We start from the raw sequence: 23082 nt of genomic DNA, 5'->3' as shown, positions 1-23082 counted from the left end.
AACTCGAGTTTTGAACAGAAAGAAGACCTTCGCCAGATAGCCGGTAAGGCAAAGTGCTTGCACAAAGTTTGGAATACCATAATATGATATTCCATAGACCGGACGACCTGAAAAACCGTCCAGCTACTGCTCCCGACAGGCGGGCAACAACGCAAGCCCGCTCAAAAACACAACAATGAGGGCGTGAAAATGGTGTTGAACAAAGCTGCAACCGCGATCTTTCTTGCGGGACTGCTGAGCGTGACCGGTCAGGCCGCGATGGCCGCCGAGAGTGTGAACTTTGTCAGCTGGGGCGGTAGCACCCAGGATGCGCAGAAACAGGCCTGGGCCGACCCGTTCAGCAAGGCCAGCGGCATCACCGTCGTGCAGGACGGCCCGACCGACTACGGCAAACTCAAAGCCATGGTCGAAAGCGGCAACGTGCAATGGGACGTGGTCGATGTCGAAGCCGATTTCGCCCTGCGCGCCGCCGCCGAAGGCCTGCTCGAACCCCTCGACTTCAAACAGATCCAGCGCGACAAGATCGACCCGCGTTTCGTCAGCGACTACGGCGTCGGTTCGTTCTTCTTCTCCTTCGTCCTCGGCTACAACGAGGGCAAGCTCGGCGCCAACAAGCCGCAGGACTGGAGCGCGCTGTTCGACACCAAAACCTTCCCCGGCAAGCGCGCCCTGTACAAGTGGCCGAGCCCCGGCGTGCTCGAACTGGCCCTGCTCGCCGACGGCGTACCGGCCGACAAGCTCTACCCGCTGGACCTGGATCGCGCCTTCAAGAAACTCGACACCATCAAGAAAGACATCGTCTGGTGGGGCGGCGGCGCGCAGTCGCAGCAACTGCTGGCCTCCGGTGAAGCAAGCATGGGCCAGTTCTGGAACGGCCGGATTCACGCCCTGCAAGAAGACGGCGCACCGGTCGGCGTGAGCTGGAAACAGAACCTGGTCATGGCCGACATTCTGGTCGTGCCAAAGGGTTCGAAAAACAAGGACGCGGCGATGAAGTTCCTGGCCAGCGCCAGCAGTGCCAAAGGCCAGGCGGACTTCTCCAACCTGACCGCCTACGCCCCGGTCAACGTCGACAGCGTGGCGCGTCTGGACTCGACGCTGGCCCCGAACCTGCCGACTGCCTACGCTAAGGATCAGATCACTCTTGATTTCGCGTACTGGGCCAAGAACGGCCAGGCCATCGCGACACGGTGGAACGAATGGCTGGTCAAATGAAAATGGCGGCCACCGCGTCCCGTCCCTCCACTGCCACCGGGAGCGCCGCAAGTGCTGCCGGCCTGGCTGAAGGCAAAAAGGCGAGTGCAATGGCGCAAGCCCCGTCCCTCAAGCAACGCTGGCGCGGCGCCGGCAACCTCGCGCCGGCGCTGTTGTTCCTCGGTCTGTTTTTTCTCGCACCGTTGATTGGCCTGCTGTTGCGCGGCGTGCTGGAACCGGTGCCAGGCCTTGGCAACTATGAACAACTGTTCGCCAACTCAGCGTACGCACGGGTGCTGTTCAACACCTTTTCGGTGGCCGGACTGGTGACCGTGTTCAGCCTGCTGCTGGGCTTTCCGCTGGCCTGGGCAATCACGCTGGTGCCACGGGGCTGGGGCCGCTGGATCCTCAACATCGTGCTGTTGTCGATGTGGACCAGCCTCCTCGCCCGCACCTATTCGTGGCTGGTGCTGCTGCAGGCTTCGGGCGTCATCAATAAAGCCCTGATGGCCATGGGCATCATCGATCAGCCGCTGGAAATGGTGCACAACCTGACCGGCGTGGTGATCGGCATGAGCTACATCATGATCCCGTTCATTGTGCTGCCGTTGCAGGCGACCATGCAGGCCATCGACCCGATGATCCTGCAGGCCGGTTCGATCTGCGGTGCCAGCCCGTGGACCAACTTCTTCCGGGTGTTCCTGCCGCTGTGCCGGCCGGGTCTGGCGTCCGGCGGGTTGATGGTGTTCGTGATGTCGCTCGGTTACTACGTCACCCCGGCGCTGCTGGGCGGGGCGCAGAACATGATGCTGCCGGAGTTCATCATTCAGCAGGTGCAGTCGTTCCTCAACTGGGGGCTGGCCAGCGCCGGCGCCGCGTTGCTGATCGTCATCACCCTGGTGCTGTTCTACTTCTACCTGAAGCTTCAGCCGGAATCCCCGGTTGGCGCCAGTAACGCGAGGTAAGCCGACATGCTCCTGACCCCCAACGCCATGAGCCGCCGGATGCGCTTCGGCCTGTACGCCACCACCGGATTGATCGCGCTGTTTCTGCTGCTGCCGATCGTGTTCATCGTGCTGCTGTCGTTCGGCTCGTCCCAGTGGCTGGTGTTCCCGCCGCCGGGCTGGACGCTGAAATGGTACGTGCAGTTCTTCTCGAATGCCGACTGGATGAGCGCGGCACTGGCCAGCCTCAAGGTCGCCGTGTTGACCACGATCTGTGCCGTGGCCCTCGGTTTGCCGACCGCGTTTGCCTTGGTGCGCGGACGCTTCCCCGGCCGGGAAATGCTCTACGGTCTGTTCACCCTGCCAATGATCGTGCCGCTGGTGATCATCGCCGTGGCGGTGTACGCGCTGTTCCTCAAGCTCGGCTACACCGGGACGATGTTCGCCTTTGTCGTCAGCCATGTGATCGTCGCGCTGCCGTTCACCATCATCTCGATCATCAACTCGCTGAAGCTGTTCGATCAGTCGATTGAAGACGCGGCGGTGATCTGCGGTGCGTCACGTCTGCAAGCGGTGTTCAAGGTGACCTTCCCGGCGATTCGCCCGGGGATGGTGGCCGGCGCCCTCTTCGCCTTTCTGGTTTCGTGGGACGAAGTGGTGCTCAGCGTGATGATGGCCAGCCCGACCCTGCAAACCCTTCCCGTGAAAATGTGGACCACCCTGCGCCAGGACCTGACGCCCGTGATCGCCGTCGCTTCGACGTTGCTGATCGGCCTGTCGGTGTTGGTCATGGTGATCGCCGCCGCTCTGCGCCGGCGCAACGAAATCAGCGCCTGAGCGCCCAGGAGTACGACATGAGTGCCGTGATCAAAGACGCATCCCAGCAGAACGACAAGCCCCTGGTCAGCCTGCGCAACCTGAACAAGCACTACGGCGATTTCGCTGCCGTGGACAACATCTCGCTGGACATCAAGGACGGCGAATTCCTGACCTTCCTCGGTTCCAGCGGCTCGGGCAAAAGCACCACGCTGTCGATGCTCGCGGGCTTCGAAACCCCGAGCAGCGGCGAGATCCTGGTCAACGGCCAGTCGCTGGTCAACGTGCCGCCGCACAAGCGCGACATCGGCATGGTGTTCCAGCGTTATTCGCTGTTCCCGCACCTGTCGGTGCGCGACAACATCGTGTTCCCGCTGGCGATTCGCAAACTCGCTGCGGCCGAACGCGACAAGCGCGTCGATGCGATGTTGAAACTGGTGCAGCTCGAGCAATTCGCCCATCGCCGCCCTTCGCAACTGTCCGGCGGCCAGCAGCAACGGGTCGCTATTGCCCGGGCGCTGGTTTACGAACCACGCATTCTGTTGATGGATGAACCGCTCGGTGCGCTGGACAAGAAGCTTCGCGAAGACTTGCAGGATGAATTGCGCCAGTTGCACCGCCGCCTCGGCATCACCATCGTCTACGTGACCCACGACCAGGAAGAAGCCATGCGCCTGTCCCAGCGCATCGCGATTTTCAGTCACGGCAAGATTGTCGGGCTCGGCAGCGGTTATGACCTTTATCAGAATCCGCCGAATGCGTTTGTGGCGTCGTTTCTCGGCAACTCGAACTTCCTCAAGCTCAAGGCTCAAGGCAACGGCGCGGCGAGTTTTGAAGGGCAGTCGCTGTCGATCCGTCTCACCGCTGGATTGCAGACTGGTCAGGATGTGCTGCTGATGGTGCGCCCGGAAAAAGCGCTGGCGTTGAGCGTGCTGCAAGCGGCCAGCGAGAGTTTGGCGGCGGGTTGGAATGAGGTTTCGGCGAAGGTGGTTGAGGTGCTGTTTCTGGGGGAGAGCCAGACTTGCAGTGTGGTGACTTCGGGCGGGACTTCGATGACGGTTAAGGCGTTGTCGGCGGCGGGGATGCCGTTGAAGGCTGGGGATGCGGTGCGGGTGCGTTGGGCGACTGCTGATGCTTGCGTTTACACCGAGTGGGCCGAGAGTGATTTGAACAAAGCGGCGGGGGCTCATTGAGAACGTATCGCCTGCCGACCCTCACCCCAGCCCTCTCCCGGAGGGAGAGGGAGCCGATTGGGGGATATTAAAGAGATACGCCGACTTGAACGAACTGCGTTGAATCCATAATCAACTCGGTCTTTCAGGTCGATGTAGAGCGCCAGACAACTCGGTAGGCTCCCTCTCCCCCCGGGAGAGGGCTGGGGTGAGGGCTAGCAGGCGACTAGGTATCAGCTGATCGGCGCAAAACCCTCAATCTGATCGGGCCAAACCGTCAACACCTCAAACCCCTCCTCCGTCACCGCCACCATATGCTCCCACTGCGCCGACAATGACTGGTCCTTGGTCACCACCGTCCAGCCATCTGCCAGACTCTTCACATGGCGCTTGCCGGCATTGAGCATCGGCTCGATGGTGAAGATCATCCCCGCCTTCAGCTTCAGGCCCTGCTCCGGATAGCCGTAATGCAGCACTTGCGGCTCATCGTGATAAACCTTGCCGATCCCGTGCCCGCAGTACTCGCGAACCACGCTGAACCCTTCTTTCTCCGCCAGCGTCTGGATCGCATGACCGATGTCACCCAACGTGGCGCCCGGCCGCACCATGCGGATGCCGGCGCACATGGCGTCGTAAGTGGTCTTGATCAGGTGCCGCGCCTCGGGCGTCGGTTCGCCAACCACGTACATGCGACTGGTATCACCGAACCAGCCATCCTTGATCACCGCGATATCGAGGTTGACGATGTCGCCATCCTTCAACACAAGGCCCGATGGAATGCCATGGCAGACCACTTCGTTGACCGACGCGCAGACGGTTTTCGGGAAGCCGTGATAACCGACGTTGGCCGGAATCGCTTTCTGCACGTTGACGATGTAGTCGTTGCACAAGCGGTCGAGCTGATCGGTGGTGACCCCGGCCTTGACGTGGGGCACCAGCATCGCCAGCACCTCCGCGGCCAGTTTGCCGGCCTCGCGCGACTGGGCGATTTCAGCCTGGGAATTGATCTTGATCGGGTTTCTCATGCTTTGGCTGCCTCTTGAACCGGGACGTTCTGCGCGGCATCGGCCAGGGCACAGATTTGTTGCAGATCCAGACCACCCGCCTGCTCGGCGCGAATCAGCAACCGGCAGATGGCGTGGTGATCAAGGTCGGGATAGAGCTCGGCGAGCATGCCGATGCGCATCCAGTGCTCGGCCTGCGCGTTGATCGAGCGGCTGAGTGCGTTGCTGGAGATGCGCAGATTCTCGTGCATCTCTTCTGAAATCTTTACGATGCCCATGGCAATATCCGATACGAAGTGTATATGGATCGTATATTAATCGGGCATCACCACGGATTGCAAACTTTGCTCGTCTACTAAATCGCAGGCAAAAAAAAGCTGCCAAAGTTGGCAGCCAAAATCATGAAAAGCACGCGATGTATTGGGGTCAAGAATAGGCGACCGATAATGACAGTGTCATGACAGCGATGAATTCATTGAACCGCCCCGCCCGCGTCATCAGGTTGTCATCGAACCCACGGCAGAATCCTCGCAAACCGTCCCGAGCCTCCCGACGGAAGATTTGCAAGGACTCCCATGAAAGAAGACACCTCGCTGTTTGCTGCCATCGACCTGGGCTCGAATGCGTTTCGCATGATGATTGGCCAGTCGGTACGCAGCAGAAAGGGCTTCATGATTCAGGAGGTCAAAACCTTGCGCGAGCCGGTGCGTCTGGCCGAAGGTTTCGACGGCAGGGCACTGGATGAAATGGCGCTGGACCGTGGTTGGCAGGCGCTGGCACGGTTCGGCAAGAAACTGCGCGGTTTCGAGCCAGGTCGTGTGCGGGCAGTGGCCACCAGCGCGGTGCGCGAGGCCGACAATGCCCAGTTGTTTCTGGCTAGTGCGGAACGGCATCTGGGGTTTCGTATCGATGTGATTTCCGGGCATGAAGAAGCGCGCCTGGTCTACGCCGGCGTGGCCCACACCCTGCCGGTCGCCGATGACATGCGTCTGGTGGTCGACATTGGCGGCGGCTCCACCGAACTGATTCTCGGCCAGGGCTCGCAGCCGCTGTTGACCGAAAGCATCGCCATCGGCAGCGGCACCTTGAGCGCGCGCTACTTTCGCAACGGCGAGATTTCCGCGGGCGCCCTGCAAGAAGCCGAACGGGTGGCCATCCTGCAATTCGAAAAAGTCGCCCGTCGCTATCGCGCCCAAGGCTGGCAGCAGACGATCGGCTCTTCGGGCACCGCGCGGATGCTCGCCAAAGTGCTTAAGGCCAATCGCCTGAACGATCATGGCCAAAGCGGTATCACCTACGGTGGCCTGCTGCGGCTGTCGTTGCGCCTGCTGGAAGTCAGCAATGTTCAACAGCTGAAACTGGCCGGCCTGCAACCCCATCGCCAGAGCATTTTGCCCGGCGGCCTGGTGGTCATGCTGGCGGCATTCAAGGTGTTCGGGATCGCGCAAATGGAGCCGTCCGAGCCGGGTTTGCGGCTGGGCGTCCTGCACGGACTGATGAGCAACCATTGACTGGTTGTCGCTGCAGGATTTTCACTGCCGAATCAAGCCGGCCGTGACGCTGAAGACGCCCTTTCAATACTCAATGACGCCTCTGTGTAAACCTCTGTAATTCGCTCCCTTCCCCTCTCTGATTTCGTTCTATCGTTAGATCGAAATGGCTGAATTGCACGCTGACTAAAGGTTGCGACAGTTGATGTCTGCGCCTATGTTGCACGCGAGCTTTTCCCCCGCGAATGGAACGCGATCAACACCACAAAGAGGTGAAGAAATGTCTAAGGAATCACGCCCTGCCGTACTTGGGCTGATCGGTAATACTCCGCTGGTACAAGTCACCCGCTTCGATACCGGCCTGTGCACCCTGTTTCTCAAACTTGAATCCCAGAACCCTGGCGGATCGATCAAGGATCGTATCGGCCTGGCGATGATTGACGCCGCCGAACGCGACGGTCGCTTGAAACCCGGTGGCACGATCGTTGAAGCCACCGCCGGCAACACCGGCCTGGGCCTGGCGCTGGTTGGCCGCGCCAAGGGCTACCGCGTCGTGCTGGTGGTGCCGGACAAAATGTCCACGGAAAAAGTCCTGCACCTCAAGGCCATGGGCGCCGAAGTACACATCACCCGTTCCGATGTGGGCAAAGGTCACCCTGAGTACTATCAAGACGTCGCCGCGCGTCTGGCGAAAGACATTCCCGGCGCCTTTTTCGCCGACCAGTTCAACAACCCGGCCAACCCGCTGGCCCACGAATGCAGCACTGCGCCGGAAATCTGGGCGCAGACCGAGCATGACCTGGACGCCATCGTCGTCGGCGTCGGCTCGGCTGGCACGCTGACCGGCCTGACCCGTTTCTTCAAACGCGTGCAGCCGGATCTTGAAATGGTCCTGGCCGACCCGGTCGGTTCGGTCATGGCTGAATACAGCCGCAGCAAGCATCTCGGCACCGCCGGATCGTGGGCGGTGGAAGGCATCGGCGAAGACTTCATTCCGTCGATCACCGACCTGTCGAGCGTGCGCAGCGCCTACTCGATCAGCGACGAAGAAAGCTTCGATCACGCCCGTCAGTTGCTGAAAGCCGAAGGCATTCTCGGTGGTTCGTCCACCGGCACCCTGCTCGCCGCCGCGCTGCGTTACTGCCGTGAGCAGACCGTGCCGAAACGCGTCGTCAGCTTCGTCTGTGACACTGGCACTCGCTACCTGTCGAAGGTCTACAACGACCAATGGATGACCGATCAGGGCCTGTTGCAGCGCAAACGCTACGGCGATCTGCGCGACCTGATTGCCCGACGTTTCGAAGACGGCAAGGTCGTCAGCGTCGGCCCGGACGATACGCTGATGACCGCGTTCCAGCGCATGCGCCTGGCCGATGTCTCGCAGTTGCCGGTGCTGGTGGATGGCAAACAACTGGTCGGTGTGATCGACGAATCAGACATCCTGGTGCGCGTACACGAAGACGCCTCGCTCTTCAGCAAACCCGTCGCCAAAGCGATGACGGACAAGTTGCAAACCCTCGCCCCCGGCGCCACGCTGGCTGAACTCGAAGCCGTGCTCAGCAGCGGCCTGGTGGCGATCATTGCCGACGCTTCCGGCTTCCACGGCCTGATCACCCGCGTCGACATGCTCAATCAGTTACGGAGATCCCTCGCATGAGTCAGCACGACAAGAACGCCCGCCCTCAGGGCTTCGCCACCCGCGTGATCCACGCAGGGCAAACGCCGGACCCGACCACCGGCGCGCTGATGCCGCCGATCTACGCCAACTCCACATACCTGCAAGACAGCCCCGGCGTACACAAGGGTTTCGACTACGGCCGCTCGCACAACCCGACGCGTTTTGCGCTGGAGCGTTGCGTGGCGGACCTGGAAGGCGGCACCCAGGCCTTCGCCTTCGCTTCCGGGCTGGCGACGATTTCCACCGTGCTCGAACTGATCGATGCGGGCTCGCACATCGTGTCCGGCAATGACCTGTACGGCGGCACGTTCCGTCTGTTCGACAAGGTGCGCCAGCGCAGTGCCGGGCATCGTTTCAGCTACGTCGACCTGGCCGACCTGTCGGCGTTCGAAGCGTCGCTGCAGGACGACACCCGCATGGTCATGGTGGAAACGCCGACCAACCCGCTGCTGAGCCTGTCCGACCTCGCCGCCATCGCCCGCATCTGCAAGGCGCGCGGGATCATCTGCGTGGCCGACAACACCTTCGCCAGCCCATGGATCCAGCGTCCGCTGGAACTGGGTTTCGACATCGTGCTGCACTCGACCACCAAATACCTGAACGGTCACTCCGACGTGATCGGCGGCATCGCGGTGGTTGGCGACAACCCTGCGCTGGCCGAGCGTCTGGGCTTCCTGCAGAACGCCGTCGGCGCCATCGCCGGCCCGTTCGACGCCTTCCTTACTCTGCGCGGCGTGAAGACGCTGGCGCTGCGCATGGAGCGTCATTGCAGCAACGCACTGGAACTGGCGCGCTGGCTGGAACAACAGCCGCAGGTCAAGCGCGTCTACTACCCGGGTCTGGAATCGCACCCTCAGCATGAACTGGCCAAGCGTCAGATGCGTGGTTTCGGCGGGATGATTTCCCTTGATCTGAACAGCGATCTGGCGGGCGCTCGCCGCTTCCTGGAGAACGTGCAGATTTTCGCCCTGGCCGAAAGCCTCGGCGGTGTGGAAAGCCTGATCGAGCACCCGGCGATCATGACTCACGCCACCATCCCGGCTGAAACCCGTGCCAAGCTGGGCATCGGTGACAGCCTGGTGCGTCTGTCGGTGGGCGTCGAGGATATCGAAGACTTGCGTGCGGACCTGGCGCAAGCGCTTGCCAGCATCTAACTCGCAAAAACGTCAAAGCCCGCACGATGCGGGCTTTGGTGTTTGAGTAGGCGGCCAGTGCTGGTCTCTGGCTTACGAGGTTTATCAGGACTCTCACAGTACAGGCAATGTGCTCTGCTGCTTCACACGGCATAAGGGCTGGAACCCAGCGCGGGGTTCTTTCTAACCGTGTACCCTTCGGAACGCGCCCAACGCTTCCTCGCTATCCGCTTGCGCATCAGTCTGCGTCTTCGCCTACATCCTTGAGCCTAGCAAACACACTGCTTCGCGCTACACGGTTTTTAGACTGATTGTTTTCTAGCCCTGGCCCGCAAGGAAGCTAACCGACTATCGCCTTCAAAGCCCTTCCACCTGTCACCCGCCGAGCGCGAACTATACTTTTCAGCTCGCTGTGCAGATTTCATGTAAACCGTCGACACCTGTGCGCCTTGAGGTGCGCCCGTGCCAATCGCCAATCTGGTTAACCCCGGGCCAACGAGCCACGCCGTCAGCAACATTTGACGGGCAACGCTCGGATGCTTTGTGGCTGATGGGTCGTGGAGAAAATCATGAAACACAAGCTTTGGTCAGGCGTCGTCCTGGCGGTCGCTGCATCGGTTGTGGTGATGCCCAGTGTCTGGGCTGCGCAGGCTCAGGCGCTGGCGTCTGATGGGGCGGACCATGTCAAAACCGGGGCGGTTGCTTCGGATGGTTCGGATCATGTGGGTGCCGGTGCTGTGGCTGTTTCGACTGCGCCGGAAGTGGGGCGAATTATAGGCCTCCAGAATCTGCCGTCAACTCTTAATTTCACTTTTCTTTCAATAACTTGCCAATAGGCCAAAAAGCAGTCGATTCCCTCTATATAGAAGAAGGACTCATCACCTCTTCTATATAGAAGGAGCCATCAGAGCACCCCATCCTCTTTCATCGCAGCCACTGCCCCAGCCCCCAGACCCAACACCCGCTGCAAAACCTCAAGCGTATGCTCGCCCAATAAAGGAGGGGCGTGTCGATACTCAACCGGAGTCCGGGACAACCGGATCGGGCTGGCCACCTGCGGCACCATCCCCGCCAGCGCATGTGGTAGCTCAATCGCCAACCCGCGAGACTTCACCTGCGGGTCCTCGAACACTTGTGACAGATCATTGATCGGCCCGCACGGCACACCCGCCTGCTCCAGCTGAGCCACCCACTCGGCGGTCGTCTTGAAGACTGTCGCCTGGCGGATCAGCGGAATCAGTACTGCCCGGTTCGCTACCCGCAGCTTATTGGTCGCGAAACGTGGATCGTCCGCCCACTGCGGCTGCCCCGCCACCTCGGCAAACTTGCGGAACTGTCCGTCATTACCCACGGTAAGAATGAAGTCACCATCAGCCGTAGGAAAATCCTGGTACGGCACGATATTCGGATGTGCATTCCCTAGCCGCTTTGGCGCATTACCCGTCGTCAGGTAGTTCATCGCCTGGTTAGCCAGACACGCCACCTGTACATCCAGCAGCGCCATATCGATATGTTGACCGCCGCCATCGTGATCACGGTGAGCCAGCGCCGCAAGGATCGCCACGGTCGAATACAGCCCCGTGAGGATATCCGTGAGCGCCACACCCACTTTTACCGGGCCGGAGCCCTCATCACCTTCAGGTCGACCGGTGAGACTCATCAGCCCGCCAAGCCCTTGAATCATGAAGTCATAACCCGCGCGCTTGGCATACGGCCCGGTCTGGCCAAAGCCTGTGATCGAGCAATAGATCAGATCCGGATTGATCGCCTTCAGCGACTCATAGTCCAGACCGTAAGCCGCCAGCCCACCGACCTTGAAGTTTTCGATCAGGATGTCCGACTTGGCAGCCAGCTCCCGAACAAGCTTCTGACCTTCGGGACGCGTGAAGTCGATCGTCACCGATTGTTTGTTGCGGTTGGCCGACAGGTAATACGCCGCCTCCGACGTATTCTCGCCGTAAGCGTCTTTCAGAAAGGGCGGCCCCCAGGCACGAGTGTCGTCACCATTGCCCGGGCGCTCGACCTTGATCACTTCCGCCCCAAGGTCGGCAAGAATCTGCCCGGCCCATGGGCCGGCCAGCACTCGCGATAAATCCAGTACCCGCAGATGCGACAGCGCGCCCATGATCGCTCTCCTATTAATAGAACGCCTGCAGGCCGGTCTGCGCACGACCGAGGATAAGCGCGTGGACATCGTGAGTACCTTCATAGGTATTCACCACTTCAAGGTTGACCAGGTGACGAGCCACCCCGAACTCGTCGGAGATTCCGTTGCCGCCCAACATGTCACGCGCCATGCGAGCGATATCCAGAGACTTGCCGCAAGAGTTACGCTTCATGATCGAAGTGATTTCTACCGCAGCGGTGCCCTCATCTTTCATACGACCCAGACGCAGGCAGCCTTGCAGCGCCAGAGTGATCTCGGTCTGCATGTCGGCCAGCTTCTTCTGGATCAACTGAGTAGCGGCCAACGGACGACCGAACTGCTGGCGATCCAGGGTGTACTGGCGAGCGGTGTGCCAGCAGAACTCGGCTGCGCCCAGCGCACCCCAGGAGATGCCATAACGGGCAGAGTTGAGGCAGGTGAACGGGCCTTTCAAGCCACGCACGTCCGGGAAGATGTTCTCTTCCGGCACGAACACGTTGTCCATGACGATTTCACCGGTGATCGAGGCTCGCAGGCCGACCTTGCCGTGAATCGCCGGAGCGCTCAGGCCTTTCCAGCCCTTCTCCAGCACGAAGCCGCGGATGTCCCCAGCGTCGTCCTTGGCCCAGACCACAAACACATCGGCGATCGGGCTGTTGGTAATCCACATCTTGGCGCCAGTCAGGCTGTAGCCGCCGTCGACTTTGCGTGCACGCGTAATCATCGCGCCCGGGTCGGAACCGTGGTTCGGCTCGGTCAGACCGAAGCAGCCGATCCACTCGCCGGAAGCCAGTTTCGGCAGGTACTTCTGCTTCTGTGCTTCGGTACCGAATTCGTTGATCGGCACCATCACCAGCGAAGACTGCACGCTCATCATCGAACGGTAGCCAGAGTCGACGCGCTCGACTTCACGAGCAATCAGACCGTAGCTGACATAGTTGAGACCGCTGCCGCCGTACTGCTCGGGAATGGTCGCGCCCAACAGGCCAACCTCACCCATCTCACGGAAGATCGCCGGGTCAGTCTTCTCATGGCGGAAGGCTTCCAGAACACGTGGCGCGAGGCTCTGCTGGGCGAATTGCTCGGCAGTGTCGCGGATCATGCGTTCTTCTTCAGTCAGCTGTTGATCCAGCAGCAGTGGATCGATCCAGTTGAAGCTAGCTTTACCGCCCATGAGTGAGTCCTCGCAAATCGGGTGAATTAACGTGCCATTGATCCTAGGCCCGCTTCGCCATCCCGGCAAACGAGGATTTTGCATCCTGTTGTGCTAATTTCTCACTCCGAAACGTCGCGAAATGCCGATTGAGCGATGTATTAGTGAGGTTGACGTACATGCGCCGCAAGATACCCAGCACCACCGCCCTGATCAGCTTTGAAGCCGCCGCCCGTCACGAGAGCTTTACCAAGGCCGCCGAAGAACTTTCTCTCACCCAGGGTGCCATTTGCCGACAGATCGCCAGCCTCGAGGACTTCCTCAGTGTCGAACTGTTCCGACGCTCGCGTCGCGGAGTGAAGCTGACAGAAGCGGGGCTTTCCTACAGTCGCCGAGTCGCCACCCAACTCGACGCCGTGGAGCGCGACACCTTGTCAGTGATGGGTCAGCAAGGCACCAACGTGATCGAACTTGCCGTGGTGCCCACCTTCGGCACGCAATGGCTGCTGCCAAGACTGAAGGACTTCCAGCTCAAGCACCCGGAAGTGACCGTCAACCTGACCAACCGCACGCGCCCGTTCCTGTTTGCCGACACCGACTTCGATGCCGCCATCTACTTTGGCGATGCCGACTGGTCCGGTACCGAATCCCACAGGCTGATGGGCGAGAATCCGATGCCGGTATGCAGTCCTGCCTTGCTCGGCAATAAGAACAGTCTGACACCCGAAGAGATCGCCGACCTGCCGCTGCTCCAGCAAACCACTCGCCCCTACGCCTGGCGGCAGTGGTTCAACTCGCAACACCTGAACATCCCCCGCGACATGACAGGTCCACGCTACGAGCTATTCTCCATGCTGGCCCAAGCGGCCATGCACGACATGGGTATCGCGCTGATTCCTCCGTTCCTGATTCAGCGCGAACTGGCCGAGAAACGCCTGGTGATTGCCAACCCCAATGCACTCTCCAGCATCAAGGCGTATTACCTGATGATTCCGGATCGAAAAGTCGAATCCGCGTCACTCAAGGCTTTTCGCGATTGGCTGGTGAACCAGGCACACAGCTACAACCTAGAGGGTTAAAGGCTTTCAGCGATTGCTAACCCCGTAGTCAGGATATTCAAAGCCCTACAGATATAACTATTTGTCGCAAATTGACAGACTGTATCCGAAAGTCGTACAGACGTCCCACAAGCGGCTGGCGACGTGGCTTAGAGCCCTCATTCGCGACTCATTGCGACCTATTCACGTCACCGATGAGAAAATTCTTCAAATTCATCCAGACTCCTTGAAAGGCACGGCCTGCAAGGGATTCAACCGGCCATCTGCGACATTCGGTCACGGGATGACTTGTAGTTAATTTTCCGTCACCCGTCATAATCCCTTGAAGGGCATAAACTTCGCCTGCAAAATGCCGCGCCCCGCCCTGATTTGGCGGGATCGTGCTGATCGGCCGCCCCAGTCGCACCATCCGTAGTGCATGGGTTTACTCAATAAGATCACGCAGGAGATTTGACGTGCACATTGGTGTTCCTCTCGAAACCCAGACCGGTGAAACACGGGTTGCTGCAACCCCGGAAACCATTAAAAAGCTGATCAGCCAAGGTCATAAGGTCACTGTGCAAACCGGCGCCGGCGTTAAAGCCAGCGTTGTCGACAGTGCCTATGAAGCGGCAGGCGCAACCATTGGCAGTGCCAATGACGCGTTTGGCGCCGAGCTGATTCTCAAAGTGGTCGCGCCAAGCGATGCCGAACTGACGCTGATCAAGCGCGGAACGGTGCTGGTGGGCATGCTCAACCCGTTCAATAACGACACCATCGCGAAGATGGCCGAGTGCGGAATTACCGCGTTCGCCCTGGAAGCGGCGCCGCGCACCTCTCGGGCCCAGAGCCTCGACGTGCTGTCGTCCCAGGCGAACATTGCCGGCTACAAGGCCGTGTTGCTGGCCGCTCACTACTACCCGCGATTCATGCCGATGCTGATGACCGCTGCGGGCACCGTGAAAGCGGCGCGCGTGCTGATTCTGGGGGCTGGTGTGGCCGGGTTGCAGGCGATTGCCACGGCGAAACGTCTGGGTGCCGTCATCGAAGCGTCCGACGTACGTCCGGCCGTGAAGGAACAGATCGAGTCCCTCGGCGCCAAGTTCGTCGACGTGCCTTACGAGACCGATGAAGAACGCGAATGCGCAGTCGGTGTCGGCGGTTATGCACGTCCGATGCCGGCGAGCTGGATGCAGCGTCAGGCCCAGGCTGTGCACGAGCGGGCCAAGCAGGCTGATATTGTCATCACCACTGCACTGATCCCGGGCCGTAAGGCACCGACGCTGTTGAGCGCGGACACCGTGGCGCAGATGAAACCCGGCTCGGTGGTCATCGACCTCGCTGCAGCCCAGGGTGGCAACTGCCCGCTGACCGTGGCCGATCAGGTCGTGATCGAGAACGGCGTGACCATCGTCGGCCCGACCAATCTGGCCGGTGAAGTCGCCGCAGACGCCTCGGCGCTGTACGCACGCAACCTGCTGGACTTCCTGAAGCTGGTCTTCACCAAAGAAGGCCAGTTCGAAGTGAACCTCGAAGACGACATCGTCGCCGCGTGCCTGATGTGCCGCGACGGCCAAGTCATCCGCAAAAACGCCTAAGCAGGGATTCAGACGATGGAAGAGCTTATCTCCCCCGGTATCTACAACCTGATCATCTTCGTGCTGGCGATTTATGTCGGTTACCACGTGGTCTGGAACGTTACACCCGCGCTGCACACGCCGCTGATGGCGGTGACCAACGCCATTTCGGCAATCGTTATCGTCGGCGCCATGCTTGCCGCCGCCCTGACCGTCACTCCGCTGGGCAAGACCATGGGCACCCTCGCCGTGGCACTGGCCGCGGTCAATGTGTTCGGTGGCTTCCTGGTGACCCGCCGCATGCTTGAGATGTTCAAGAAGAAAGCCCCTAAAGTAAAAGAAGAGGCGCCGAAGTAATGAGCATGAACCTCGTCACGACGCTCTACCTGATCGCGTCGATCTGCTTCATCCAGGCCCTCAAAGGCCTGTCGCACCCGACCACGTCGCGCCGCGGCAACCTGTTTGGCATGCTCGGCATGGGCCTGGCGATTCTCACCACCGTCGGCCTCATCTATAAGCTGGGCGCTGAACTTGCTACGGCAGGTATCGGTTATGTGATCGTCGGCCTGCTGATCGGCGGTACTGCCGGTTCGATCATGGCCAAGCGCGTTGAAATGACCAAGATGCCAGAACTGGTCGCCTTCATGCACAGCATGATCGGCCTCGCGGCGGTGTTCATCGCTATCGCTGCGGTGGTCGAGCCGCAGTCGCTCGGCATCGTCAAGCAACTGGGCGACTCGATTCCGGCGGGCAACCGTCTGGAGCTGTTCCTCGGTGCAGCCATTGGCGCCATCACCTTCTCAGGTTCGGTGATCGCGTTCGGCAAGCTGTCGGGCAAGTACAAGTTCCGCCTGTTCCAGGGTGCACCGGTACAGTTCTCCGGACAGCACAAGTTGAACGCAGTGCTGGGGCTGGCAACGTTGGCGTTCGGCGTGACGTTCATGCTGACCGGCAACCTCGCCGCGTTCGCACTGATGCTGGCCCTGGCGTTTGTCATGGGCGTGCTGATCATCATCCCGATCGGCGGCGCCGACATGCCGGTGGTGGTATCGATGCTCAACAGTTATTCCGGCTGGGCAGCGGCGGGTATCGGCTTCTCGCTGAACAACTCGATGCTGATCATTGCCGGCTCCCTGGTGGGTTCGAGCGGTGCGATCCTCTCGTACATCATGTGCAAGGCGATGAACCGCTCCTTCTTTAATGTACTGCTCGGCGGTTTCGGCAATACGGCGGATGCTGGCCCGGCCGGCGCGAAAGAAGCACGTCCGGTGAAATCCGGTTCGGCTGACGACGCGACCTTCCTGCTGACCAACGCCGACACCGTGATCATCGTGCCGGGCTATGGTCTGGCGGTGGCCCGTGCGCAACATGCGCTGAAAGAGCTGACCGAGAAGCTGACCCATCGTGGCGTGACCGTGAAGTACGCGATTCACCCGGTGGCCGGCCGGATGCCCGGACACATGAACGTACTGCTGGCCGAGGCCGAAGTGCCGTACGACCAAGTGTTCGAGATGGAAGACATCAACTCCGAGTTCGGCCAGGCCGACGTGGTGCTGGTGCTCGGCGCCAACGACGTGGTCAACCCGGCCGCCAAGAACGATCCGAAATCGCCGATTGCCGGCATGCCGATCCTCGAAGCGTTCAAGGCCAAGACCATCATCGTCAACAAGCGCTCGATGGCCAGCGGCTATGCCGGTCTGGACAACGAACTGTTCTATCTGGACAAGACCATGATGGTGTTCGGCGACGCGAAGAAAGTCATCGAAGACATGGTCAAAGCGGTCGAGTAAACCTCGCAGGCAATACAAAACGCCCCGACTTGTCGGGGCGTTTTTGTTTGCGCAAAGCGTCGGACAATTTGCCGCGTTGTTGCAGATCCGGTAACGGTGTTTTACTTGAAACCCGCTAAATAGACGCCTCGTTTGCGACCTTGGTAGCGGGACAGGCGCCCGCGAAATTCACTAGACTGCGCATCCTGCTACTCGCTGCCCGAGAAAATAATCCATGTACCGTGACCGTATTCGCCTGCCTTCGTTGTTGGATAAAGTGATGAGCGCCGCCGACGCCGCTGCGCTGATTGAGGACGGCATGACCGTCGGCATGAGCGGCTTCACCCGCGCCGGCGAAGCCAAGGCCGTTCCCCATGCGCTGGCCGAGCGAGCCAAGGTCACGCCGCTGAAAATCAGCCTGATGACCGGTGCCAGTCTGGGCAACGACCTCGACAAACAACTGACCGAGGCCGGCGTCCTGTCCCGGCGCATGCCGTTCCAGGTTGACAGTACCTTGCGCAAGGCGATCAACGCCGGCGAAGTGATGTTCATTGACCAGCACCTGTCGGAAACCGTCGAACAACTGCGCAACCAGCAACTGAAACTGCCGGACATCGCCGTGATCGAAGCCGTGGCTATTACCGAACAGGGCCACATCGTGCCGACCACCTCGGTGGGCAACTCCGCGAGCTTTGCGATCTTCGCCAAACACGTGATCGTCGAAATCAACCTGGCGCACAACGCCAACCTCGAAGGTCTGCATGACATCTATATCCCGACCTATCGCCCGACCCGCACGCCCATCCCGCTGGTAAAAGTAGACGACCGCATTGGCAGCACCGCGATCCCGATCCCGCCGGAGAAGATTGTCGCGATCGTCATCACCGAGCAGTCGGATTCGCCGTCCACCGTGTCGGCGCCTGATGTCGACACCAAAGCCATCGCCGATCACCTGATCACCTTCTTCAAGCAGGAAGTCGATGCCGGGCGCATGACCAACAAGCTCGGCCCGTTGCAGGCCGGGATCGGCAACATCGCCAACGCGGTGATGTGCGGGTTGATCGATTCACCGTTCGAAGACCTGACCATGTACTCCGAAGTACTGCAGGACTCGACCTTCGACCTGATCGATGCAGGCAAGCTGAGCTTCGCCTCGGGAAGCTCGATCACCCTGTCGGAGCGGCGCAACAGCGACGTGTTCGGTAACCTGGAGAAGTACAAGGACAAACTGGTGCTGCGCCCGCAGGAGATCTCGAACCATCCGGAAGTGGTTCGTCGCCTGGGCATCATTGGCATCAACACTGCGCTCGAGTTCGACATTTATGGCAACGTCAACTCAACCCACGTCTGCGGCACGCGGATGATGAACGGCATTGGCGGTTCGGGTGACTTCGCACGCAACGCACACCTGGCGGTGTTCGTGACCAAGTCGATCGCCAAGGGCGGCGCGATTTCCAGCGTGGTGCCCATGGTCAGCCACGTCGACCACACCGAACATGACGTCGACATCCTGGTGACCGAGGTCGGTCTGGCCGACCTGCGTGGCCTGGCGCCACGTGAACGCGCCCGGGTCATCATCGACAACTGTGTGCACCCGGACTACCGCCAGGCGCTGAACGATTACTTCGAAAAAGCCTGTGCAATCGGTGGCCACACCCCGCACATCCTGCGTGATGCTCTTAGCTGGCACATCAATCTGGAAGAAACCGGACGCATGCTGAAGGTGTAATCCGCACAGAAATTCCGCTGGTGCAAACACAGTTTCGCCAGCGTGAATTTGAAAACTTCCAATATCGTCAAAAACTGTACTGCTGTACCGGTCTTTTCCTACGGCTTTTGCCTGCTTGAATCATCGATTTGGGCAAAAATGCACCAAATAGGCGCATACAGGTACAGTTTGCGCAATTTTGACCCGTACACCCCCTATAAACAGTTAACTGGTCACTCACAATACAAGTGAACTGTATCTAGAGAGTCTGGCCAAACGAGAGGATCATGGGCACCAGTTAAACCACTACCTAATCCCGCCACAAGCGGAAGGATGTCAACCATGGAACGTACACTCAGTTCCGAACTGTTCTTCGAAGACAAAGCTGCAAAAACCCAGGCTTCCATGCCTCTGCGCGTTATCGCCAACCTGATGCTGTGGCAGCGCCGCATCTCCAGCCGCCACCAACTGGCTCGTCTGGATTCGCGTCTGCTGGCTGACGCGGGGATTAGCGAAGCACAACGCTACGAAGAGCTGAGCAAGCCGTTCTGGCGCTAAGTAGCGTCGCTGGCTCTGGTCGCTAGACCCACCGCCAGCAACCCGAATTGAACACACAAGACCCGTCGCGGGAAACCGCGACGGGTCTTGTCGTTTTGGGCTCCAAAAACGCCCGGTACAGGTGCCTGTGTCGATGACAGGTACAGTTTCACTTAATTCAAAACTGAACCAGTACAATTCTAGCAATGTGTATCTGCCGTGCTCACTGCATTCGGCTCAACATGACCTTCCGCCTCCGTCGGCAAAAGGAAGACGTCATGAATCACTTACAGGATGTTTCAGCCGTTACGGTCGAACGCTCTCCTCGCTTCGGTCTTCTTCGACGGCTGTTCAGAGGCTTCTGGCAAGGGCTGGAGCGCGCCAGGACACGGCGCCTGCTGGCTCAACTCAATGGTCGGGATCTCGCCGATCTGGGCCTCAGCCACGCTGACCGACTGAACGAACTGGAGAAACCCTTCTGGCGCTAGCATTTTGCCCTCTGTGCGAAACCTCCCACACAGGCCTAATATCCGGGCAGAACGTGGCGAATGCCGTGCGACTGGCGTCTGACTTCCCAGACACCAAGCCACCTCCCAATACGAAATTTCCAGAGGAGTTACACCATGTCCCGTCTTCGCCTGCTCAGCGCTGCCGCCCTGCTGGCCGTGGCTGCCAATGCCAGCGCTACCAGCTTCATCGTGACCACCGACGCCGTTGTCGGCGCGCTGAAGTCCTCTTCGGACGCGACTTCCGACGTCAGCTCTTCGCTGCGTGACAACAAAGTCGTGATCGCTGCCCGTGACGATGCTGCCAGCTTCGTTGCCAGCGAAGGCCAGATCCGCGGCGTGAAACTCGAGAGTGCCCTGGATCTCATCCGCCATCAGGCCCCGCAACTGAATGCGACCGACGCACAACTGGCACAAGCCATTCTGGCGATCTGAGCCAGCATTGCTGGTAGGGACATGCCAGTCATGTCCCTATGTTTCGCCGCTGGCTCTAGACCGGGCATTACGCTAGCCTTGGGACTCGCTAACAGCTCCTGAGACCCATGCGTTTTTATCAAAATCTGCTTATCCCTTCCGTTCTGGTCACTGTCTGCTGGGCAACGTCGGTCGATGCCTTTGACGTCTCGACGCAAAACACCGTAGTCAGCGGTTACGCCACCAGCATGGTGTCTTCCGCACCTTTCGACCGTAAACTACTGCTTGCCGCCCACGACGATGCCGCGGTATTCGTTGCCAGTGACGGCCAGTTGCGAGGCGCTCAGCTGGAATCCGCACTGCATTACCTGCGCAAATCCCGGCCAAAACTTCATGTAAGCGACCTTGAACTGGCACAGGCAATTCTCGTCCAATAGTTATTCTTGCCCCCTCCGGAGTCGTTCCATGCGTAGCCCGCTGATTGCTGCCGCCCTTGGCCTGCTGTTGTTGGCCGATATGGCCCAGGCACATACCCTGGTAGCCACCAGTAACATCATCGTTCGTGCCTCCCAGCGCACCATCGATTTCACCTCCGACACCACCACGTCGATCCGCGATTCGAAAATCATCCGCGAAGCCCACGACGACGCCGCCAGCTTCGTCGCCAGCAACGGTGATATCCGTGGCGCGCACCTGGAAGCCGCCCTCAACACCTTGCGCACCCGCGTGCCGGAAGCCCGCGACGCCAGTGACCAGGTACTCGCCGAAGCCATCCTCGCATTGTGAAGTCTCTCAACGCCTGGCTGCTGGCCGGAGCGCTGCTGCTGATCGGCAGTAACGCCCACGCCAGCCTGCAACTGCGGCTCAAGACCGACGGCCTGAGCCCCGCCCAACAACAGGCCAGCCAGGCACTGCTCGATGAAGCGATGCAGAAACTGCCGCCGAGCTTCATCGAACGCCTGGATCGACGCATCGATGTCGGCTGGACCGACGAGATGCCCGACAATGCCTATGGTGAGGCGGCTCTTGTTTCCGAGCTGGACCTGAACCGCAAACTGCTCGCCAGTCTTACCGATGGCAGTGCGGCCAAACAAAAGACCAGTCGCCCCCACGGCACTGTGCGGCAGGAACTGCTGGCTACGGTGCTGCACGAAATCACCCATATCTACGACCGCGCACGGCTGTGGCCGGCCGCCGAACGCACGCTGATCCAGCGCTGCACCCGCCGCAACAACAGTGCCGGGCTGGTCGGACTGCCGGATGAGTGTCGGGGCCAGAACGATCGGCGCTTCACCCTCAGCGATGACCCTCGTCTGCTCGACCTCGCCGGCTGGCAGCAATACGTCGGCCGCCGTGGCGAACGTGAGCAGCACAACCGGCAGATCGCCCGCAGCCCGGACCTGTACGAAATCTCAAGTCCGAAGGAATTCGTCGCGGTCAATATGGAGTATTTCCTCCTCGACCCGAGCTACGCCTGCCGCCGGCCCGCGCTGTACCGCTATTACAAGGAACACTTCGGCTGGGCGCCGCCGGAAAAGGACTCCTGCGCCAAATCCTTCGCCTTCCTCAATGCCGGCAACGACTTTGCCAAACAGCCGCTGGGCCAGGTCGATCCGGAGCGGGTCTACGCCATCGACTACCTGCTGGCCGAAGCGAATCAGAACTGGGTCAGCCGCTGGGGCCACAGCATGCTGCGCCTGGTGATCTGCGCCCCGGGCCGGCCACGCGGGCCGGACTGCCGACTGGATCTGGACCAGCATCTGGTGCTGTCCTACCGCGCATTCGTCGGCGACGTGCAGCTGTCGAGCTGGGATGGACTGGTCGGTAAATACCCTTCGCGCCTGTTCGTTCTGCCACTGGCGCAGGTAATCGACGAATACACCAAGACCGAACTGCGCAGCCTCGCCTCGGTGCCGCTGAACCTGTCGCGCAACGAGATCGAAGACGTTGTCGAACACGCCGCCGAAATGCACTGGAGCTACGACGGCAACTACTTCTTCCTGTCCAACAACTGCGCGGTGGAAAGCCTGAAGCTGCTGCGCAGCGGCAGTAATAACGCGCAGCTCACCGGCCTCGACAGCATCATGCCCAATGGCTTGCTGGAAGTGCTCAAGGGCCGGGGCCTGGCGGATACCAGCGTGCTGGATAATCCAAAAGAGGCGTTGCGCCTGGGTTACCGTTTCGACTCGTTCCGCGATCGCTATCAGGCAATGTTTGATGTGCTGAAGAAGCAATTGCCGATCAAGCAGACCAGCGTCGAGGAATGGCTGTCGCTGTCGGCGGAAGAACGTCGACCATGGTTCGAACGCGCCGACCTGCGTACCAGCGCCGCATTACTGCTGTTGGAGCAGGCCAGTTTCCGTCGCCAGTTGCTGCTGGCCCAGGATGAGGTCAAGCAACGCTATCTCGGCGCCCGTGAACTGGAAAACGGTGGCATGGACAAGGCCAACGCGACGCTGCAGCAGATCCTCGCCAACAGCGGCTTCCTCAGCCGTCCGGCGGAACTGCTCGATTCTCGCGGTTATGGCCTGCCGCAACCGAGCGAGTTCAGCCGACTGGAAGCCGAAAGCAGTCAGCGCCAGAAACAGTTGCTGGTGCTGAGCGGCGATCTGGACAAGGAAGTGCGTGCGCTGCTGGAGCCCAAGCGAGCGGCAGAAATTGCCGCCAACGAGGCCAACGTGAAGCAGATCGGCGAGCATTTGCGCAAATTGCACAAAGCCTCGGGCGGCCTGGAGTTGCCCTGAAATAACTGACCTGAAAAACAAAAGACCGCAGCCTGTGAAAGGCTGCGGTCTTTTTTATGG

The 23082-nt window shown here is 60.1% G+C and carries 22 protein-coding genes; 18 read left to right on the top strand and 4 right to left on the bottom strand.

Features of this window, described 5'->3' with window-relative positions; genetic code table 11:
* Positions 1 to 189 precede the first annotated feature (189 nt).
* The 4 genes from JJN09_RS26605 to JJN09_RS26590 are packed head-to-tail and all read left to right on the top strand — an operon-like array spanning position 190 to position 4147.
* Positions 190 to 1215 carry an ABC transporter substrate-binding protein gene (locus tag JJN09_RS26605; RefSeq protein ID WP_249484421.1) on the top strand — a complete coding sequence of 342 codons (1026 nt, stop codon included), beginning with the start codon at positions 190 to 192 and terminating at the stop codon, positions 1213 to 1215.
* A complete protein-coding gene (locus JJN09_RS26600) occupies positions 1212 to 2159 on the top strand; it encodes an ABC transporter permease (RefSeq protein WP_249490858.1) in 948 nt (315 codons plus the stop codon). Before JJN09_RS26605 ends, JJN09_RS26600 begins: the two co-directional genes overlap by 4 nt.
* 6 nt (positions 2160 to 2165) lie before the next feature.
* Positions 2166 to 2975, top strand: coding sequence for an ABC transporter permease (locus JJN09_RS26595; RefSeq protein WP_249484420.1), 810 nt, complete (start codon positions 2166 to 2168; stop codon positions 2973 to 2975).
* Positions 2976 to 2992: 17 nt separating this feature from the next.
* Positions 2993 to 4147: an ABC transporter ATP-binding protein gene (locus tag JJN09_RS26590; protein ID WP_249484419.1), complete on the top strand. Its 1155-nt coding sequence runs from the start codon at positions 2993 to 2995 to the stop codon at positions 4145 to 4147.
* Between the two features lie 212 nt (positions 4148 to 4359).
* Here JJN09_RS26590 and map read toward each other — a convergent pair whose 3' ends face one another.
* Entirely contained in the window at positions 4360 to 5151 is a 792-nt protein-coding gene (gene map, locus JJN09_RS26585; protein ID WP_249484418.1) for a type I methionyl aminopeptidase, read from the bottom strand.
* The gene (locus JJN09_RS26580) at positions 5148 to 5408 is read right to left on the bottom strand and encodes a ParD-like family protein (RefSeq protein ID WP_249484417.1); all 261 of its coding nucleotides are present in this window, start codon (positions 5406 to 5408) and stop codon (positions 5148 to 5150) included. The genes map and JJN09_RS26580 overlap by 4 nt, the downstream gene beginning before the upstream one ends.
* Positions 5409 to 5705: 297 nt before the next feature.
* On the opposite strand from JJN09_RS26580, the gene JJN09_RS26575 reads away from it, so the two are divergent.
* From JJN09_RS26575 to JJN09_RS26565, 3 genes are all read left to right on the top strand, one after another.
* Positions 5706 to 6641: a Ppx/GppA family phosphatase gene (locus JJN09_RS26575; RefSeq protein WP_249484416.1), complete on the top strand. Its 936-nt coding sequence runs from the start codon at positions 5706 to 5708 to the stop codon at positions 6639 to 6641.
* A gap of 259 nt (positions 6642 to 6900) precedes the next feature.
* A complete protein-coding gene (locus JJN09_RS26570) occupies positions 6901 to 8277 on the top strand; it encodes a pyridoxal-phosphate dependent enzyme (protein WP_249484415.1) in 1377 nt (458 codons plus the stop codon).
* Entirely contained in the window at positions 8274 to 9452 is a 1179-nt protein-coding gene (locus JJN09_RS26565; protein WP_249484414.1) for a cystathionine gamma-synthase, read from the top strand. The genes JJN09_RS26570 and JJN09_RS26565 overlap by 4 nt, the downstream gene beginning before the upstream one ends.
* A gap of 883 nt (positions 9453 to 10335) precedes the next feature.
* On the opposite strand, the gene JJN09_RS26560 is transcribed toward JJN09_RS26565, so the two are convergent.
* On the bottom strand, positions 10336 to 11559 hold the full coding sequence (locus tag JJN09_RS26560; RefSeq protein WP_249490857.1) for a CaiB/BaiF CoA-transferase family protein: 1224 nt from the start codon (positions 11557 to 11559) through the stop codon (positions 10336 to 10338).
* 10 nt (positions 11560 to 11569) lie between these two features.
* Positions 11570 to 12751 (bottom strand): acyl-CoA dehydrogenase, encoded by a 1182-nt coding sequence (locus JJN09_RS26555; protein ID WP_007953903.1) that lies wholly within the window; start codon positions 12749 to 12751, stop codon positions 11570 to 11572.
* 158 nt (positions 12752 to 12909) lie between these two features.
* Between JJN09_RS26555 and JJN09_RS26550 the strand changes: the two genes are divergently transcribed.
* From JJN09_RS26550 to JJN09_RS26500, 11 genes are all read left to right on the top strand, one after another.
* The gene (locus tag JJN09_RS26550) at positions 12910 to 13809 is read left to right on the top strand and encodes a LysR family transcriptional regulator (protein ID WP_249484413.1); all 900 of its coding nucleotides are present in this window, start codon (positions 12910 to 12912) and stop codon (positions 13807 to 13809) included.
* Positions 13810 to 14243: 434 nt separating this feature from the next.
* Positions 14244 to 15365 carry a Re/Si-specific NAD(P)(+) transhydrogenase subunit alpha gene (locus tag JJN09_RS26545; protein WP_011331831.1) on the top strand — a complete coding sequence of 374 codons (1122 nt, stop codon included), beginning with the start codon at positions 14244 to 14246 and terminating at the stop codon, positions 15363 to 15365.
* A gap of 15 nt (positions 15366 to 15380) precedes the next feature.
* Positions 15381 to 15701: an NAD(P) transhydrogenase subunit alpha gene (locus tag JJN09_RS26540; RefSeq protein ID WP_003187417.1), complete on the top strand. Its 321-nt coding sequence runs from the start codon at positions 15381 to 15383 to the stop codon at positions 15699 to 15701.
* Entirely contained in the window at positions 15701 to 17134 is a 1434-nt protein-coding gene (locus tag JJN09_RS26535; RefSeq protein WP_249484412.1) for an NAD(P)(+) transhydrogenase (Re/Si-specific) subunit beta, read from the top strand. The genes JJN09_RS26540 and JJN09_RS26535 overlap by 1 nt, the downstream gene beginning before the upstream one ends.
* 214 nt (positions 17135 to 17348) lie before the next feature.
* Complete coding sequence (locus JJN09_RS26530; protein ID WP_249484411.1) at positions 17349 to 18842, top strand: acetyl-CoA hydrolase/transferase family protein; 1494 nt, start codon at positions 17349 to 17351, stop codon at positions 18840 to 18842.
* Positions 18843 to 19163: 321 nt separating this feature from the next.
* Positions 19164 to 19379 carry a DUF1127 domain-containing protein gene (locus tag JJN09_RS26525; RefSeq protein ID WP_161752288.1) on the top strand — a complete coding sequence of 72 codons (216 nt, stop codon included), beginning with the start codon at positions 19164 to 19166 and terminating at the stop codon, positions 19377 to 19379.
* Between the two features lie 257 nt (positions 19380 to 19636).
* Entirely contained in the window at positions 19637 to 19846 is a 210-nt protein-coding gene (locus JJN09_RS26520) for a DUF1127 domain-containing protein (RefSeq protein WP_249484410.1), read from the top strand.
* A gap of 135 nt (positions 19847 to 19981) precedes the next feature.
* Positions 19982 to 20299 (top strand): DUF2388 domain-containing protein, encoded by a 318-nt coding sequence (locus JJN09_RS26515; protein WP_085713004.1) that lies wholly within the window; start codon positions 19982 to 19984, stop codon positions 20297 to 20299.
* 107 nt (positions 20300 to 20406) lie between these two features.
* A complete protein-coding gene (locus JJN09_RS26510; protein WP_249484409.1) occupies positions 20407 to 20715 on the top strand; it encodes a DUF2388 domain-containing protein in 309 nt (102 codons plus the stop codon).
* Positions 20716 to 20743: 28 nt separating this feature from the next.
* Positions 20744 to 21064, top strand: coding sequence for a DUF2388 domain-containing protein (locus JJN09_RS26505; RefSeq protein ID WP_065260625.1), 321 nt, complete (start codon positions 20744 to 20746; stop codon positions 21062 to 21064).
* On the top strand, positions 21061 to 23022 hold the full coding sequence (locus JJN09_RS26500) for a DUF4105 domain-containing protein (RefSeq protein ID WP_249484408.1): 1962 nt from the start codon (positions 21061 to 21063) through the stop codon (positions 23020 to 23022). Before JJN09_RS26505 ends, JJN09_RS26500 begins: the two co-directional genes overlap by 4 nt.
* Positions 23023 to 23082: the final 60 nt, after the last annotated feature.

It is taken from the genome of Pseudomonas sp. HS6, from assembly GCF_023375815.1.
GTDB lineage: Bacteria > Pseudomonadota > Gammaproteobacteria > Pseudomonadales > Pseudomonadaceae > Aquipseudomonas.
Note: the sequence above shows the minus strand (reverse complement) of the source record. Positions and strands in the feature narration are given on the sequence as shown.